Genomic DNA, 12,923 nt, shown 5'->3' with positions numbered 1-12,923 from the left:
GCGAGCAGGGCGACGGCGTTCATCCTGCTGCGCAAGGCTTCCCGGAACGCTCTTCTTGCCGAACACCGCCTTGATCGATACCAAAGTCCGACAGAGCCCTTAATGCGGTGACGCCGGGTCAGACCGAAGGCGGGAGAATGATAAATACCGACCTGTTCAAGGACTTTCTGCATCTCGTGCAAAGCCGTAACTTCTCGACCACGGCACGGGATCGTGGCATGTCGCAATCCACTCTGTCGCGCCGCATCGCCACTTTGGAAGCCTTTGTCGGCTCTGTCCTGTTCGACCGGGCCATCCAGCCAGTCTCGCTGACCGAGGCAGGCGAAGCGTTGTTGCCACTGGCGCAGGATATTCTGGAAAAGATGGATACGGTTCACGGCATCGGCCATCCCAACGCCCGGCGCCCCGACCAAAAATGCCATCTCATCGCGCTCAGCACATTGGCGCTGCATTTCTTTCCGGGCTGGCTTGCGCAATACGAAACCGATCGGGTCTGGCAGGTGGACCTGCTGAACACGGAGCCGTTGCTGGCGGCCAATATCAGGAATTTCCTGAGGGGGCAGGCCGAATTCCTGCTGACCTTTGCCCATGACAGGGTGCCCGACCTGCAGGCGCTGCGCCACCACCGGTATATCGTTCTGGGACATGAAACCGCGGTGCCGGTCACCCGTTCCGATGGGTATGGGGGGCCGCTGTGGTCATTGGAAAGCAAAAACGAGATCGCCTATTGCGGCTACACCAGAGGCAGTTTTTTTCAGCAAGCGCTGTCACCATTCTTCAACAGGCTTGGGCCCCGGCTCCGCAAGGTCCGCGACAACTCGATGGCGGCGGTGATCCATGGGTTGGTCCGGCAGGGGCACGGAATGTGCTGGCTGCCCCGCATGATGATCGGCGACGACCTGAAATCCGGCATTCTCGTCAGAGCGGGCGGGACAGAATTCGACCTTGAAACCGAGATACGCCTTTATCGAAGCCACAACATGGACCGCTATGCCCAAAGCGTCTGGAACGCGGTCAGCGAGGGCCATCAGATCTGCCGAAAAGCGGTGCGAATTGCCTGAGATCGGGAGCCAGATCCAGCACCATCAGCCAGTCATGCAATCCTTTGGCCCAGGGCGCCCCGTCGCAACAGGCCATGAATTTGGCACGCATCGCGTCATCCGGGAACGGATCGCGCAGATCACCGCGGGCAAAAAGGCGTTCGGCCCGATATGTCTGGCCGGATGCCAGACGCAGCGTGACCTGATGGGGCAGCCGCGTGCCATCGGCGGCGGCTTCCTCCTCGGCGGTCCAGGAGGTCATGGTCAGACAGGACAGCAAAGGATCGCCGCGACGGGCGCGCACGGCCTCGGGCGTGAAATCCTGCAAGGTCAGATGCCCTTCCCGCAAAGCAACGGCGACGCAATAATTCATTGAAAAGCGGGCCTGCATTTCGTTTTCGGGAAGGGTATATGGCAGGTTGCGCAAATTCGCGATTCCGACCCTGATATCGATGGAACGCACCGCGTCGGCGCAGAAGTCATGTTGCCCGCGCAGATCGGCGATGGCATCGATGATCAGATGGGTCGAACCGCAACAGGGATGCAGCTTGGGCACCACCCCGTCGGTCTCGATGACATTGCGATCGGTCGCCTCGATTTCATGCGGGTCATAGCCGGGCATATTCGGGCCACGGAACATGTGGGAAAACCCCTGAGCGCCTTCGAGGGCTATGGGGCTTCCCTCGATCCCGGCAAGCGCAAGCCGGGCGGCCTCGACAGCGTTGCGCGCAGCAAGACCCGCGTGAAAAGGCTTGGCCGGCGTGCCGAACTGCCCCTTGGTCCCACAGGCGAAACTGCAGGCCAATGTCAGGGCGCGGCGCAGACCATCGATATCGGCGCCCAGAAGATGCGCAACCCCGGCGGCTGTGCCGACCGATCCGACCGTGGATGTGCCGTGCCAGCCCGCGGCATAATGCCCGGGGCCCATCCCTGCCCCCACGAATGCCTGTGCCTGCAGCGCCACCAGATAGGCATCGATCAGTTCACGCCCCGGTCGTGAGATGTCGCAGACCGCCAGCAGCGCGGGAAGGATCACGGCGGAAGCATGGGACATCCCCGGCCCGAAATTATCGTCGTAATCCAACGCATGCGCGGCGGTGCCGTTGACCATCGCCGCCATGGCCGGATCGGCAGTGCCGCCGGTCACCAGCCAGGCATCGCCCGGCGCCCCGGCAACGCTTGCCACGGCGCGGACAACGTTATCCTGGCGACTGGCATACATGCAGCCCAGAGTGTCGGCGATTGCCATCTGCGCCAGCGCGCGCCCCTGAGGTCCGGCCGCAAAGGGCCCCCGGTCATGGGATGCATGGAACCAGCGCGCTATCCGGCCGGCAATCGTCTCTTCATGTTTCACGGATCAGTCCAGATGTTGAAGGAGTGCGGCCAGCAATGCGCCGAATTGAAAATCCGATACCCTGTCGTCCTTTTCGGTATCCACGCGATGCAGGACGATGGCATTTCGGGCAGGCATGACCAGCGCGTAATGCCCGCCCGCCCCCATCGCGAAATAGCTGCCTTCGGGCAGCACCACATTGGGAATCCCGCAACCTGCACGCTCCAGCCACCACATATATCCATAGGCGCCATGCGTTCCGGCCTCGCTGTTGCGTAAGGTGCAAAGCCCTGTCCAGCCCGCTGGCAGAAGCTGGCGCTTTTCCCATATGCCACCTTGCAGATAAAGCTGGCAGAACCGGAGAAGATCGCGATTGGACAACCGGAACGGATAGGCGGCGTGCCGGGATTCGGTAAAGGGCTCGACCCAGGCGTCGGGCGTGGGCCCCTGCAATTGGAAATCCTGCATGTCCAGGGGCTTGGCAAGATGGCGGTTGAAGCCCTCGGCCACGCTGTGACCGCTGGACTGGACATAGATCGTTCCGAGCGCGTTGAAATCCCAGTTATTATAGCACCAGAATGTGCCCGGCGCATGGGAATGGCGCTTTTCCTTGATCATCCGCATCCATTCGGTTTCATACCCCGCCGGATGGTAAATGCCCGATCGGGCGGTCAGCAGGTCATAGACCGTCGCCTGACGCTCGACGGTCGACAGGGGATCGTGATCGTCGATACCCAACTGCTCCATCGTCGCGGCCAGATCCAGACGTCCGGCATCGACTTCGATTCCGATCAGGGCGGCCAGAATGCTTTTGCGGATTGAATGGCACAGAAACTTGCGGTCCTGAGGGCCGAACTGAGCTGCCAATCGGCCATTTTGCCAAACCAGAAGCGCGGCGGTCGGTTGTCTGTCGATATGCGGAAGCAATTGCTCGATCATGTGGCGTCCCCTTCCAGCGCGGCGGCAAAGGCCGCGCTGGCGTCCAGAAATTCGCGTGTATATTGCTTTTGCGCCTGTCCGTTGCGAACGGCTTCGGATGTCATCTCTTCGATGATACGGCCATGCTGCATCATGCCGATGCGCTGGCAGACATGCGCGATCACCGCCATGTCATGCGACACCAGAAGATAGGTCAGACCCCGCTCGCGCTGCACCCGGGTCAGCAGATTCAGGATCTCGGCCTGCACCGAGACATCCAGTGCCGAAGTCGGCTCGTCCAGCAGCAGAATCTCGGGCTCCATGATCAGGGCACGGGCGACGACGACCCGCTGACGCTGCCCGCCTGACAACTCATGCGGGTAACGGTAGCGGAACGAGGGATCCAGCCCTACTTGCACCAGCACTTCATCGATCCGTTGCCGCTGGCGGTCGAACCCATGGATCTGCAACGGTTCGCGCAGCACTTTATCGACCATTTTTCGGGGATGCAGCGACGCATAGGGATCCTGGAACACCATCTGCACGCGGCGCAGGAAACCGGCGCCGCGTCTTGCCTTTGGCTGCTTTTGAGCGTCCAGCAGGATCGAGCCGTCATAATCGGAATTCAAACCGGCGATTGCGCGCAGCACCGTGGTTTTGCCACAGCCGGATTCTCCGATCAGCCCATAGCATTCGCCGCGCCCGATGTGAAAGCCGACATCCTTCACGACATGATGACGCTCGTCCTCTTCTCCGAAGGACACATTGAGATCCGTCACCTCCAACAACGATTGCGTCATGATCCTTCCTCCGGTCCGAAAACGGGGCCATCCAGCCAGCTTGGATCGCGTTGCGGCACACGCAGCGGATCGACATGCCGGTCAAGGCGCGGCAGGCTGTCCAGAAGCGCGCGCGTATAGGGATGGCGCGCGTTTCGCAGGTTGCTGGCCTCGATCTCTTCCAGCACGCGCCCTGAATACATCACCAGAATGCGGTCGCAGAAACTGGCGACAAGGTTCAGGTCGTGACTGATCAGAATCAACCCCGTATCCCGCGCCTCGACCAACTCGTTCAGCACGCAAAGCACCTGTCTGCGCACCGTGACGTCCAGTGCCGAGGTTGGCTCGTCCGCGATGATGATGTCGGGTTCGGGGATCAGCATCATCGCGATCATGATGCGTTGGCCCATCCCGCCCGACACTTCATGCGGAAGCAGCGAAAACACCCGCTCGGCATCGCGGATATGCACCGCCTCCAGCATCTTCAGGGCCCGTTCCCTTGCGGTTTTCTGATCCGCCTGATGATGAACGCGATAGGCTTCGACGATCTGCTCGCCCACTTTCATCAGCGGGTTCAGCGAGAATTTCGGATCCTGCAGGATCATCGAGATCGAGCGCCCGCGGATCTCGCGCATCCGCCGCTCGGACGCGGTCAGCAGATCCTCTCCGCGAAATCGCATCCGGGTGGCGGTAACCTGTGCCGATCGTGGCGTCAGCTTCAAAAGCGCGCGCCCGGTTTGCGACTTGCCGGAACCGGATTCGCCCACGATGCCCAGCTTTTCGCGCCCGACCCGAAAGGACACGCCGCGAACCGCGTCCCGCCCGGTGCGGTTGCCCGCAAAACGAATGCGCAGGTTTTCAACCTCCAGCAGTGGTTCAGTCATGGCGGGGGTCCAATACATCGCGAAGCCCGTCGCCGGCCAGATTGACGGCAAGGCTGGTCAGAAGGATGGCGATGCCCGGCATAGCGGCAACCCACCATGCGTTCATCATGAATTCCCGGCCTGTGGACAGCATCGCGCCCCATTCCGGGCTGGGCGGTTGCGCGCCCAGACCCAGAAAGCCCAGACCTGCCGCCGTCAGGATCACGATGGCCATGTTCAGCGTCACGCGAACGACGACCGAGGGCAGGCACATCGGGATCACATCGGACCAGATGATCCGCAGATGCGACGCGCCCTGCATGCGCATGGCTGCCACATAGTCGGATTTGCGGATGGTCAGGGTTTCCGCACGTGCAAGCCGCGCGATTGGCGGCCAGGCGGCAAGCGACAACGCGATCACGGCATTCTCGATTCCCGGACCCAATGCGGTGACGAAGGCCAAGGCAAGGATCAGCGAAGGGAAGGCCAGAAAAACATCCACGATCCGCATCAGCACCAGATCGATCCAGCCGCCGAAATAGCCTGCAATCGTGCCGACGATCAACCCGACGGGGGCAACGATCCCGGCCGTGAGAACAGCGATATAAAGGGTGATCCGCGTGCCGTAGATGATCCGCGAAAGGATGTCGCGCCCCAATTCGTCAGTGCCGAACCAATGCGCGGCCGAGGGTGGCGTGAGCCGTGCGGAGAGTGATTGCTGAAAGGGATTGTAGGGCGCGATAAGCGGCGCCAGCCAGGCCACGATCACCAGCAGCAACAGGAAAACAAGGCCCGCCAGCGCCGAACGGTTGGCGGCGAACCGTTTGCAGCCCAACCAGATCTGCTGCGCCCGCGCTTGCGCCGCCGAGGCCGGGACCGGCGCAGCAAGCCAGCCGCGAAAGCCGTGCTGATGCATATCATCCATCGTCGCACCTACCGGGTTCTGGGATCGAGGACGCGATAGAGCACGTCGCAGATCAGGTTGATCGTCACGAAGATGATGCCGATGATCAGCGTGCAGCCCACCACGGCATTCATATCGCCCGCCAGCAGCGCGCTGGTCAGATAGCGGCCAAAGCCCGGCCATGCGAAAACCGTTTCGGTCAGCACGGCCCCTTCCAGCAGGAAAGCATAGGAGAGCGCGATGACGGTCAGCACCTGCACCGCAATGTTGCGGAACGCATGACGCCAGACGGTGCGGCGCCAGGACAGGCCCTTGACCCGCGCGGTGATGATATATTCCTGCGTAAGTTGCGCGGCCATGAAACTGCGCGTCATCCGGCTGATATAGGTCATCGCACTGAAGGCAAGGATCGCCGCCGGCAGCACGATATGCGACACCGCATTGCGAAAGGCGTCCCAATTGCCCGCCATGATCGTGTCGATCAGCAAAAGGCCCGTGCGCTGCTCGAATCCGTATTCATAGACAAAATCGATCCGCCCCGGGCCGGACACCCAGCCCAGACCCGCGTAGAAGATCATCAGCCCCATCAGTCCCAGCCAGAAGTTCGGTGCCGAATACCCGATCAGGCAGACGGTGCGCACGACATGGTCGATCCAGCTATTGGCATACATGGCCGACAACACGCCCAGCGGCACGCCAAGCCCGGTGCCGATGACCATCGCCACGGTCGCAAGCTCGATCGTTGCGGGAAAAACGCGGCCGATATCCTCCAGAACGGGGCGCCCCGAGGTCAGGGAGTTGCCGAGATCCAGGGTCACGGCGCTTTTGAGATAGCCAAGGAACTGGACGATCAGCGGCTGATCCAGACCCAATTCACGATAGACCCGGTCATAGGCCGCCTGCGGGGCGTTCTCGCCCACGATCTTGATGACCGGATCCAGCGGAAGCATCCTGCCGATGAAGAAGGTTAGTGCCACAAGGCCCAGAAGCGTCACACCGATCGAGGCGATGGCGACCAGCGTCTCCCTCAATCGCCGCCTGCGCCGGGGCGTCAGATATCCTCCTTGCGCTGCCACTCGCATGGTCCGGTCCTCCGTCTTGCAGAAAGTTGTCCGATGCCCGCCTGAAACGGCAGGCGGGCATCATGCGCATGGGGGCCTATTTCGAGACCATGTTGTAGAAAGCCCTGAACCCGTGGAAGGTCCAGCCCTTCAGCGCTGTCCGATAGGCAACGTTCTGGCTTGTCTGGAAGATGAAGACCTGCGGACCCTCTTGCATCTGGTCCAGTTGCAATTGGTGATAAAGCTCCTCGCGCTTGGCGGTGTCGGGCTCCAGCAAGGCATCCATGACACGCTGATTGTATTCTTCCGAGAAATAGGCCGAACGCCAGCTTGGATATTGGGTCAGCTTGGCCTCGGCGGCATTGTCGGGATTATAGAGCTGGCGCGAGGCCATTCCATGCGCGTCACCGACCGAGGTCTGCCAGCTCATCAGCGCCATCTCGAATTCGCGGCCGCGCACGCGCGCGAATAGCTGGGCGTTGGCCATCCGCTCGACCGTCACGTCCAGCCCCGCCTCGGCTGCATTTTCCTGAAAGTGCTGGCCGATAGGCATCGAATAGGGATGCGTTCCCAGAATCAGCGAGAACTTCGTTCCCGGTTCGACGCCGGCCTCGGCCAGCAATTCGCGGGCGCGTTCTATATCCAGAGAGAATGCCCGCCCCTCTTCCTCGCTCAGCGCCCCGAACGCGCCGAGTTGCACGGGGCTTTGCCGGATCACGCCAATATCGCGCAGGAACGACTGGCCCATCGCATCATAGTCCAGCAGATAACGCAGCGCGAGACGTGCCCGGGGGTCGGTGAACGGCCCGAATTCGTTGTTGAGGGCAAGATAGGTCAATTGCGGTTTCAGGGTCGTGGCAATCTCGATGCCCTCGATCTGCGACACATCCGCGATATCCTCGGGGGTCAGGTCGCGGGCGACATCGATATCGCCGCTGGTCAGCATCAGGCGCTGCGTGGCGGCCTCTGCCACATGGCGGATCAGGATTGTCTTCATCGCCGGCTGCTCGCCCCAATATTCCTCGTTGCGTTCGAGGATGACGACCTCGCCGGGGTTCCAGCGCGCCAGATGATAGGGCCCCACGCATTCGGTCCGCGTGGCCAGATATTTGTTGCCCATGTCGCCATCGACCTCATTGGCCATGATCGTATCGCGGTCCATAAGCGTCGCCACCGGATAGGCCGCGATGGCCTGCAACACCAACGAGATCGGATAGGCCTGATCGAACTGCATCACCAGCGTGGTGTCATCGGGCGCGGTAATCCGCTCTTCAGCGTTCTCGGCGGTGAACCCGTATTCGGTCAACGCGGCCGCGGCGCCCAGGCCGATTTTCAGAACGCGATGCAGCGACCATGCCATCTCCTGCGCGGTGGCCGGGTTGCCGGAAGGAAAGGTCAGACCCTCGCGAATCTTGAAGGTGATGGTGGTGCCATCCTCGGAAACCTCATAGCTTTCAGCAAGGCCGGGGACGATATTGGTCTCGTCCTCGGGATCATATTCCATCAGCCGGTCGCAGGTATTGGCCAGCAGTTCGATGGTGACGACCTCGCCCACCTGGGCCGGATCGAATGTCGATATGGCGTCGATATTCCACGCCATCGCCATGACATCGGGCGGTGTCTCGGCAGCGGTTTGCAGCGGAAAAGCCGCAGCCACAGCCGCCGCAAACGCCGAGGACAGCATCATGTGTTTCAGTTTCATCTCTTTGGTTTCCCTGTTGTTTTTTTGACGGTTCGTCAGGCCGGTTCCGGCCGGGGCTGAAGCGGTGGCCTGACTTCGGACGGGATGGGGCAGGTATAGGGCGCATCCGCCAGCTTACGATCAAGATCGGCGCGCGCACGGGCAATCAGATCCGGATCCGTCAGGCAGTCCTGCGCGGTCGCCGCCATCACCTTGGCCACATGGGTCATGGCCTTATGTGCCGAAGGCGTCTTGCCCTGCGCGGTCACCTGCCAGCTATGTCCGGGCGTCCCGATCGCCAGGGTGGCCGCATGAGCCTGAACGGTGGGCACGATCCAGCTGACATCGCCGACATCGGTAGAGCCGATCATCAGATCACGGCTGGTATCCCGCGGCACGATGAAATCGCAAAGCGGCGTGTTCCGGGGCGCCATCCCTATGCCACGATAGGCGCTGGCGATATCGGTGGGGGACAGGGTCGCCTGTATTTCGGCGGCGAATGCGCGGTCCCTCTCATCGAATGGCGGCGGGCCAAGGCGTTCGAAATTGGCCTGCATCGCCTCTTCCAGAGGGGTGTTCGGCAATAGGTTCGACACGGCGCTCATGATGGAAATGTCGACGCTGGTATCGGTCATCATCGCGGCCCCCTGTGCGATCCGCTTGACCCGTTCGTTCAGTTCGAACATGCCCGGCAGATCGGGCGCGCGGATGGCAAAGCGCAGCTTGGCCTTGGCCTGCACGACATTCGGGGCGACGCCACCTGCATCCAGGAAGGAATAATGGATGCGGCTTTCCTGCGGCACATGTTCCCGCAGATACTGCACCCCGGTGCACATCAGTTGCGCGGCATCCAGCGCGGAACGGCCCAGATGCGGAGCCGCCGCCGCATGGCTGGCCCGCCCGGTGAATTCGAAATCCATCCGCGTATTGGCAAGCGACTTTGCGGGCGCCACTTCGTTGAAACAATGCGGATGCCAGGTGATCGCGGCGGCCACGCCGTCAAAAGCCCCTTCGCGGGCCATAAAGGATTTGGCAGCGCCGCCTTCCTCGGCCGGGCAACCGTAATAGCGCACCCGCCCCGGCGTTCCCGTTTCAGCCAGCCAGTCCTTGAGGGCGCAAGCCGCCAGCATCGCGGCCGAGCCCAGCAGATTATGCCCGCATCCATGCCCTTGCCCGTTGCCCGGCAAGGGACGCGGTTCAGCCACGCCGGCCTCCTGGCTAAGGCCGGGCAATGCGTCATATTCCCCGAGAAAGGCAATGATCGGACCGCCCTCGCCCGCTTCGCCGATGACTGCCGTGGGAATGCCCGCTACGTTCTCGGTGACGCGAAACCCCTTTTCCTTCAGCATTGCCGTATGTTCGGCAACCGAGCGGTATTCGGTATAGCAGATCTCGGGCATACCCCAGACGCGGTCGGACAGGCCGATCAGATCGGGCGCGTGCTGGTCGACGCTGTTCCAGATATCGGGTTCGTTCTTCATGGTGCTTCCTCAGAGTTCTTTTGCGATGAAACCGGCCAGCGCCTGAAACACGCGGCGAATGTTCTCGATACGTTTGAAACCATGCCCCTCATGCGAGATGCGCATGAAATCGCAGCGCTTCCCCAGTCCGAACATCAGCGAATGGATAATCTCGCTTTCGCAGGGGGGAACGCGGGGATCACGGTCGGCATGGACCATCATCAGGGGCGCCCGCACCCTGTCGATCCGGTTGATCGGCGAGATGCGCCGCAGCAAATCCGCCTGCGTGTCGGGATCCCCGTATTCCGCCACCCGGATCAATCGCGCCCAGGGGCCGGTTGCCATCAGATGGGTGAAGAAATTCCCGATTCCGTAGAAATTGACGCCGCATCGCCATAATTCGGGATTCTCGGTCAACGCGGCCATGACCATATAGCCGCCATAGGATCGCCCGAAGATCGCGCAGCGGCCGGCATCCACCATATGCCGATCCGTCAGCGCTGCGCGCAAAGCGGTCAGGTCCGCCAGACTGTCCAGCCTTTTCTCGTGATCGTCCAGCGAATGAAAGGCCCGTCCATAGCCGGTCGAGCCGCGTATATTCGGCGCCACGACCATCACGCCCTGCGACAGCATCCATTGCACATCGGCACGCCATTCCGGCCGCCATTGCATCTCCGGGCCGCCATGAATGATGAACACCGCCGGCCACCCTTCCGGCGGGCGCGGTCCCCGGGGCGTATAAAGAAAATAGGGTACCTTCAGACCGTCAAAGCTGTCGAATGTCGCGATTGAAGGCGCCACCCCCTCGCCCAGTGCAGGCGATCCATGAAGACAGGCGGGGGCCTGACCGCCGAACGGAATTTCCCATATCGCGGGGGCGGAACCGGCCGAACTGACCGAACAAAGCACAGCGTTCCCATCGCCCGGAACGCTTAGCCCGCTGACGACGCCCGGCACAGGCATTTCAATGGATGAGACCTGCCCGGAGGCCAGATCAAGACCCGCAAGACGGCTATAACCGTCTTCGTTTACCGCGATCACCGCGCTTTGCTGATCTGGCGCCAGTGCAAGGGCATCCAGATCGCGGCCCGCGACCTGATGAAGACAGCCCAAGGAACCACCATCAGCACCAAAGCGCCAAAGCGCGATCCGGTCACCTTCCAGATCGCATAATGCCAGCCCGCCGCCCGCTTTCAGCAACCGCGCCGCCACGAACTTGACGCGATGGGCGGCATCCAGCACCGGCACCCGCCGCCCCGAGGCGATTTCGACCAGCTCCAGCTTCTGGTCGCTTGCGGCGCCCAGGGTGCGGCGCACCAGCAAACTGGCGCCATCGACGGCAAAGCCCAGCACTTCCTGATAACCCGAAGGATCGGCGACCGAGGTCACGGCTCCGGTCGGGATATCCATCACGCAAAGATCCAGCCGGTCCTTTTGCCGATGGTTCGCGGAATAGGCAATCCGGCTGCCATCCGGGGAAAACGCCCCCCACATATGGACCGTCATCGGATCGTTCGTCAGCGCGCGGATCGCGCCCGTCTTCACGTCCAGCAGGTGAAACTGCCATCGCTCGTCCCCTCCGCAATCTGCGGTGAACAGGATGGAATGTCCCGCCGGGTGCCAGGCAAAACTGTTGACCGGTTCGGCATGACCGGTCAGTTGACGGATTCCGGTCGTGTCCTCGATCCAAAGCTGCGGCATGCCGCTGGCATCATGGATGAAGGCCAATCTTCTGTCGCCCGGTGATCGGGAGGGGGCGCAATAGGACGGGATTTCCAGCAGTGGAAGAATGGTCTGCGGGTCAATCATCGGCAAGGCTCCCGATCCTGTCCGCCAACCGGTCCGAGGCCGCGCGCTGCGCTGCCAGCATCGCCGGAGAGCTGGTATGATTTGCAAGGGTAACGGTTTCGAACCGGGCCTCGGGCCAGGCCCGGTGCAGCGCCCAGGCCGAAACCATCGGCGTCACCATGTCATAGCGCCCCTGCAGGATCTCTGCCGGGATATGGCGGATCCGGTCGATACCGGCCAGCAATGCGCCTTCCGCCATGAAGGCATGGTTGATGCAGTAATGCGTGAACAGCCGCGCGACGGGCAGGTATTTGCCGGGGCTTTCCAGAAGCTGGGCGACATGCGCCTCATCCGGGCAAAGCGTCTGGGTGCGGGCCGAGAAGTTCCTTAAATGCCACGCGGCCTCTTGCGCGACGGTCGTATCCGTGGACATCAGCCGCCGGTAATATGCCTGTAGCAGATCGCCCCGTTCCTCGGCGGCGACAAAATTCGCGAAACGCTCCCAGTGATCGGGAAAGACCTGCCGGACACCGTGAAACCACCACTGAATCTCTGCCTGTCCGCCAAGAAAGATACCATGCAGCCGCAATGCCGATACCCGATTTGGATGTGCTTGCGCATAGGCCAATGCAAGGCAGCTTCCCCATGATCCGCCAGCGACCATCCAGCGCTCGAAGCCGAAATGCGCCCGGATCCTTTCCAGATCATGCACCAGATCGGCCGTGGTATTGCCCCGGATCTCTGCCAGGGGAGTCGAACGGCCCGCCCCACGCTGATCGAACAGCACGATGTCATGGCGCGCCAAGGCAAAACTGCGCAGCGCCGCCCGATTCAGCCCGCCACCCGGCCCTCCGTGCAGGAACACCGTCGGGATAGCGCCGCGTGTGCCATGCCGCTCAAGGTACAGATCATGCTGGTCATCGACCTTAAGACGATGCGCAGAAAAACTGTCCGCATCGGTGCCGGCCGGCAAAGAACTTGTGGATTCCATATGAAATTTCTAGGGACCTGAAGTCTGGCCCGTCAAATGCGAAATTCGCATGGACTATCCGTTTTAAGGATGGCATCGCGCACCGGCCCGCCCAGGCCCATGTTT

At 61.8% G+C, this 12,923-nt stretch carries 11 protein-coding genes; 1 reads left to right on the top strand and 10 read right to left on the bottom strand.

Annotated elements, in window-relative coordinates; genetic code table 11:
* Positions 1-137 precede the first annotated feature (137 nt).
* Entirely contained in the window at positions 138-1,061 is a 924-nt protein-coding gene (locus Q0601_RS02700; RefSeq protein WP_305286873.1) for a LysR family transcriptional regulator, read from the top strand.
* Here Q0601_RS02700 and Q0601_RS02695 read toward each other — a convergent pair.
* The 10 genes from Q0601_RS02695 to pip all read right to left on the bottom strand — a co-directional run bounded on the left by Q0601_RS02695 (position 1,015) and on the right by pip (position 12,818).
* The gene (locus tag Q0601_RS02695) at positions 1,015-2,394 is read right to left on the bottom strand and encodes an MmgE/PrpD family protein (protein WP_305286870.1); all 1,380 of its coding nucleotides are present in this window, start codon (positions 2,392-2,394) and stop codon (positions 1,015-1,017) included. The genes Q0601_RS02700 and Q0601_RS02695 overlap by 47 nt on opposite strands.
* Before the next feature lie 3 nt (positions 2,395-2,397).
* Positions 2,398-3,312, bottom strand: coding sequence for a serine hydrolase domain-containing protein (locus Q0601_RS02690; protein WP_305286868.1), 915 nt, complete (start codon positions 3,310-3,312; stop codon positions 2,398-2,400).
* On the bottom strand, positions 3,309-4,091 hold the full coding sequence (locus tag Q0601_RS02685; protein WP_305286866.1) for an ABC transporter ATP-binding protein: 783 nt from the start codon (positions 4,089-4,091) through the stop codon (positions 3,309-3,311). The genes Q0601_RS02690 and Q0601_RS02685 overlap by 4 nt, the downstream gene beginning before the upstream one ends.
* Positions 4,088-4,954 (bottom strand): ABC transporter ATP-binding protein, encoded by an 867-nt coding sequence (locus tag Q0601_RS02680; RefSeq protein WP_305286864.1) that lies wholly within the window; start codon positions 4,952-4,954, stop codon positions 4,088-4,090. The genes Q0601_RS02685 and Q0601_RS02680 overlap by 4 nt, the downstream gene beginning before the upstream one ends.
* Positions 4,947-5,858: a nickel transporter permease gene (gene nikC / locus Q0601_RS02675; protein WP_305286862.1), complete on the bottom strand. Its 912-nt coding sequence runs from the start codon at positions 5,856-5,858 to the stop codon at positions 4,947-4,949. The genes Q0601_RS02680 and nikC overlap by 8 nt, the downstream gene beginning before the upstream one ends.
* Positions 5,859-5,866: 8 nt before the next feature.
* Complete coding sequence (locus tag Q0601_RS02670; RefSeq protein ID WP_305286860.1) at positions 5,867-6,919, bottom strand: ABC transporter permease; 1,053 nt, start codon at positions 6,917-6,919, stop codon at positions 5,867-5,869.
* Between the two features lie 76 nt (positions 6,920-6,995).
* Positions 6,996-8,600 carry an ABC transporter substrate-binding protein gene (locus Q0601_RS02665; RefSeq protein ID WP_305286858.1) on the bottom strand — a complete coding sequence of 535 codons (1,605 nt, stop codon included), beginning with the start codon at positions 8,598-8,600 and terminating at the stop codon, positions 6,996-6,998.
* 35 nt (positions 8,601-8,635) lie between these two features.
* Positions 8,636-10,060, bottom strand: coding sequence for a M20 family metallopeptidase (locus Q0601_RS02660; RefSeq protein WP_305286856.1), 1,425 nt, complete (start codon positions 10,058-10,060; stop codon positions 8,636-8,638).
* Between the two features lie 9 nt (positions 10,061-10,069).
* Entirely contained in the window at positions 10,070-11,848 is a 1,779-nt protein-coding gene (locus tag Q0601_RS02655; RefSeq protein WP_305286854.1) for a S9 family peptidase, read from the bottom strand.
* Positions 11,841-12,818, bottom strand: a complete 978-nt coding sequence (gene pip / locus Q0601_RS02650; RefSeq protein ID WP_305286852.1) for a prolyl aminopeptidase — start codon at positions 12,816-12,818, stop codon at positions 11,841-11,843. Before pip ends, Q0601_RS02655 begins: the two co-directional genes overlap by 8 nt.
* Between the last annotated feature and the right edge of the window lie 105 nt (positions 12,819-12,923).

Origin of the sequence: Paracoccus wurundjeri (assembly GCF_030678915.1) — a bacterium.
Lineage (GTDB): Bacteria > Pseudomonadota > Alphaproteobacteria > Rhodobacterales > Rhodobacteraceae > Paracoccus > Paracoccus onubensis_A.
This window is presented reverse-complemented; position numbering and strand designations above follow the sequence as displayed.

What these genes read in the sequence shown, in the direction of transcription:
- nikC (WP_305286862.1), bottom strand. Translation starts at nt 5,858, where the DNA reads ATGGATGATATGCATCAGCACGGCTTTCGCGGCTGGCTTGCTGCGCCG.
- Q0601_RS02680 (WP_305286864.1), bottom strand. Translation starts at nt 4,954, where the DNA reads ATGACTGAACCACTGCTGGAGGTTGAAAACCTGCGCATTCGTTTTGCG.
- Q0601_RS02670 (WP_305286860.1), bottom strand. Translation starts at nt 6,919, where the DNA reads ATGCGAGTGGCAGCGCAAGGAGGATATCTGACGCCCCGGCGCAGGCGG.
- Q0601_RS02665 (WP_305286858.1), bottom strand. Translation starts at nt 8,600, where the DNA reads ATGAAACTGAAACACATGATGCTGTCCTCGGCGTTTGCGGCGGCTGTG.
- Q0601_RS02690 (WP_305286868.1), bottom strand. Translation starts at nt 3,312, where the DNA reads ATGATCGAGCAATTGCTTCCGCATATCGACAGACAACCGACCGCCGCG.
- Q0601_RS02685 (WP_305286866.1), bottom strand. Translation starts at nt 4,091, where the DNA reads ATGACGCAATCGTTGTTGGAGGTGACGGATCTCAATGTGTCCTTCGGA.
- pip (WP_305286852.1), bottom strand. Translation starts at nt 12,818, where the DNA reads ATGGAATCCACAAGTTCTTTGCCGGCCGGCACCGATGCGGACAGTTTT.
- Q0601_RS02655 (WP_305286854.1), bottom strand. Translation starts at nt 11,848, where the DNA reads ATGATTGACCCGCAGACCATTCTTCCACTGCTGGAAATCCCGTCCTAT.
- Q0601_RS02700 (WP_305286873.1), top strand. Translation starts at nt 138, where the DNA reads ATGATAAATACCGACCTGTTCAAGGACTTTCTGCATCTCGTGCAAAGC.
- Q0601_RS02660 (WP_305286856.1), bottom strand. Translation starts at nt 10,060, where the DNA reads ATGAAGAACGAACCCGATATCTGGAACAGCGTCGACCAGCACGCGCCC.